Annotated in this window: 3 protein-coding genes and 1 pseudogene; 3 read left to right on the top strand and 1 reads right to left on the bottom strand. The window is 63.9% G+C overall.

Annotated elements, in window-relative coordinates; translation table 11 throughout:
* Positions 1-349: 349 nt before the first annotated feature.
* The 3 genes from rpmI to pheS all read left to right on the top strand — a co-directional run bounded on the left by rpmI (position 350) and on the right by pheS (position 2168).
* Positions 350-550, top strand: a complete 201-nt coding sequence (gene rpmI, locus I6F35_RS39420) for a 50S ribosomal protein L35 (protein WP_027581333.1) — start codon at positions 350-352, stop codon at positions 548-550.
* 66 nt (positions 551-616) lie between these two features.
* On the top strand, positions 617-976 hold the full coding sequence (gene rplT / locus I6F35_RS39415) for a 50S ribosomal protein L20 (protein WP_225122945.1): 360 nt from the start codon (positions 617-619) through the stop codon (positions 974-976).
* 109 nt (positions 977-1085) lie between these two features.
* Complete coding sequence (gene pheS, locus I6F35_RS39410) at positions 1086-2168, top strand: phenylalanine--tRNA ligase subunit alpha (protein WP_225122944.1); 1083 nt, start codon at positions 1086-1088, stop codon at positions 2166-2168.
* Between the two features lie 404 nt (positions 2169-2572).
* Here pheS and I6F35_RS40720 read toward each other — a convergent pair.
* Positions 2573-2673 (bottom strand): annotated as a pseudogene (locus I6F35_RS40720) (IS110 family transposase); the annotation flags it as partial.

The raw sequence follows: 2673 nt of genomic DNA, 5'->3' as shown, positions 1-2673 counted from the left end.
GGGTGGGGGTCTCTCCACGATTCAGGCCCTCGCAAGCGGAAACAGCCCCCACCCGGCGCTACGCGCCGACCTCCCCCGCAAGCGGGAGAGGTGTGAAGCATCGCGGACAGACCGGTACGATCCCCGACAGGTCCCGCGCGGCCTCCACAGTTCCGGGATTGCCAATTCGCCCCTACTCTGCCATAAGCGCAGCCTTCGCCGCCCGGCTGAGCAAGGGCTGCCGTGGCGACGTCCTGTGCAGGTTGTTTCCTTTACGAAAAACCTGAGCACATTCAACGCTCTAACGAGCATTTTAGCCGGCCGACGCCCCTCGCGGGCGATTTCGTGTTGCGGCGTTAAGGAGAGCCAAATGCCCAAGCTGAAGACCAAATCGGGCGCCAAAAAGCGCTTCAAAGTGACCGGTACCGGCAAGGTGATGCACGCCCAGCGCGGCAAGCGCCACGGCATGATCAAGCGGACCAACAAGCAGATCCGCCAGCTCCGCGGCACCCGCGTGCTGTTCAAGACCGACGGCGACAACGTCAAGAAATACTTCTTGCCGAACGCCTGATCGCGCCTGAGCCGAGCCGCATTTCGCGGCCTCCGTCACCTCTTCAGATAGTCAAGGATTTCCGTCATGTCTCGCGTCAAACGCGGTGTGACCGCCCACGCCAAGCACAAGAAAGTCTACAAGGCTGCCAAGGGCTATTACGGCCGCCGCAAGAACACCATCCGCGTCGCCAAGCAGGCGGTCGAGAAGGCCGGCCAGTATGCGTTCCGCGACCGCAAGCGCAAGAAGCGGACCTTCCGCGCGCTCTGGATCCAGCGCCTCAACGCCGCCGTGCGCCCGTTCGGCCTGACCTACAGCCGATTTATCGATGGCCTGTCGAAGTCGGGCATCACCGTCGACCGCAAGGTGCTGTCGGATCTCGCGATCCGCGAGCCCGCCGCGTTCCAGGCGATCGCCGAGAAGGCCAAGGCCGCGCTCGCGGCGTAAGCCATCATCGCATTCGCTGCGAATTTTCTGGAAGTTGTCATGCCCGGCTAGGTCCGGGCATGCCGGGGCTGGGAGCGCCGGCTTGGTATCCTGGCTATAGGGGATTGCCATGACCGACCTTGCTCAACTCGAATCTCGGATCCTTGCCGACATCACGGCTGCCGGCGATGAAGCGGCGCTCGAAGCCGTGCGCGTCGCGTCCCTCGGCAAGAAGGGCTCGATCTCCTCGCTGCTTGCGACGCTCGGCAAGATGTCGCCGGAGGAGCGCAAGACCCAGGGCGCCGCGATCAACCTCGCCAAGGACAAGGTCACCCAGGCGCTCGCTGAGCGGCGCGAGGTGCTGAAATCGGCCGCGCTCGACGCCCGCCTCGTCTCCGAGACCATCGACGTCACGCTGCCGCTGCGCGAGGCGCCGGCCGAAGCCGGCCGCATCCATCCGCTCAGCCAGGTCTGGGACGAACTGACGGCGGTCTTCGCCGACATGGGATTTTCGGTCGCCGAAGGCCCCGACATCGAGACCGACGACTACAACTTCACCAAGCTGAACTTCCCGATCGGTCATCCCGCGCGCGAGATGCACGACACCTTCTTCTTCAACCCGAAGGAAGACGGCTCGCGCATGCTGCTGCGGACCCACACTTCGCCGGTGCAGGTGCGCACCATGTTGACGCAGAAGCCGCCGATCCGCGTGATCTGTCCCGGCCGCACCTATCGCATCGATTCGGACGCGACCCACACGCCGCAATTCCACCAGGTCGAGGGGCTCGTGATCGACAAGCAGTCGCATCTCGGCCACCTCAAATGGATCCTGCACGAGTTCTGCAAGGCGTTCTTCGAGGTCGACCACATCAACATGCGTTTCCGGCCGTCCTTCTTCCCGTTCACCGAGCCGTCGCTGGAAGTCGACATCCAGTGCCGTCGCGAGAAGGGCGAGATCCGCTTCGGCGAGGGCGAGGATTGGCTCGAGATCCTCGGCTGCGGCATGGTGCATCCGAACGTGCTGCGCGCCTGCGGCCTCGACCCCGATGTCTACCAGGGCTTCGCCTGGGGCATGGGCATCGACCGCATCGCGATGCTGAAATACGGCATGAGCGACCTGCGCCAACTGTTCGACAGCGACGTCCGCTGGCTCAACCACTACGGCTTCAAGCCACTGGAGATCCCGACGCTGGCGGGAGGCTTGAGTTCGTGAGTCACCTCGACAATCCCCGGGCGGAGAGAGCCCTCACCCTGACCCTCTCCCGCAAGCGGGAGAGGGAATGGAGAGAGCTGGGCTCGCTTCACATGGATACATTCACTCCGTCCGCACAACAGGCGGGACTCCCTCCCCCGCCTGCGGGGGAGGGCTGGGGTGAGGGTCTCTCCACAACGGGACTGCCAATGGCGGAGCCCGCACGCCCAACTCTGCCGTTCGCGATCCACCTCGACAATCCCGCTGCGGAGAGAGCCCTCACCCTGACCCTCTCCCGCAAGCGGGAGAGGGAATGGATGGAGCTGAACTCGCGTCACATGGATACATTCACTCCATCCGCACAACAGGCGGGACTCCCTCCCCCGCTTGCGGGGGAGGGCTGGGGTGAGCGACTATCTGGATTGTCAAGTTGCATTGGCGTATTGGGCTCGCGCATCGCGAGCTTTTGCATTGAGTCTGACGAGGAGCTTGCGCGCCAAGGCAATGCGAATGACCATTTTCTCTT

It is taken from the genome of Bradyrhizobium sp. BRP22 (assembly GCF_020194175.1).
GTDB lineage: Bacteria > Pseudomonadota > Alphaproteobacteria > Rhizobiales > Xanthobacteraceae > Bradyrhizobium.
The sequence above is the reverse complement of the archived record's forward strand: the minus strand, read 5'-3'. Positions and strand labels throughout refer to the sequence as shown.

What these genes read in the sequence shown, in the direction of transcription:
- rpmI (WP_027581333.1), top strand. Translation starts at nt 350, where the DNA reads ATGCCCAAGCTGAAGACCAAATCGGGCGCCAAAAAGCGCTTCAAAGTG.
- pheS (WP_225122944.1), top strand. Translation starts at nt 1,086, where the DNA reads ATGACCGACCTTGCTCAACTCGAATCTCGGATCCTTGCCGACATCACG.
- rplT (WP_225122945.1), top strand. Translation starts at nt 617, where the DNA reads ATGTCTCGCGTCAAACGCGGTGTGACCGCCCACGCCAAGCACAAGAAA.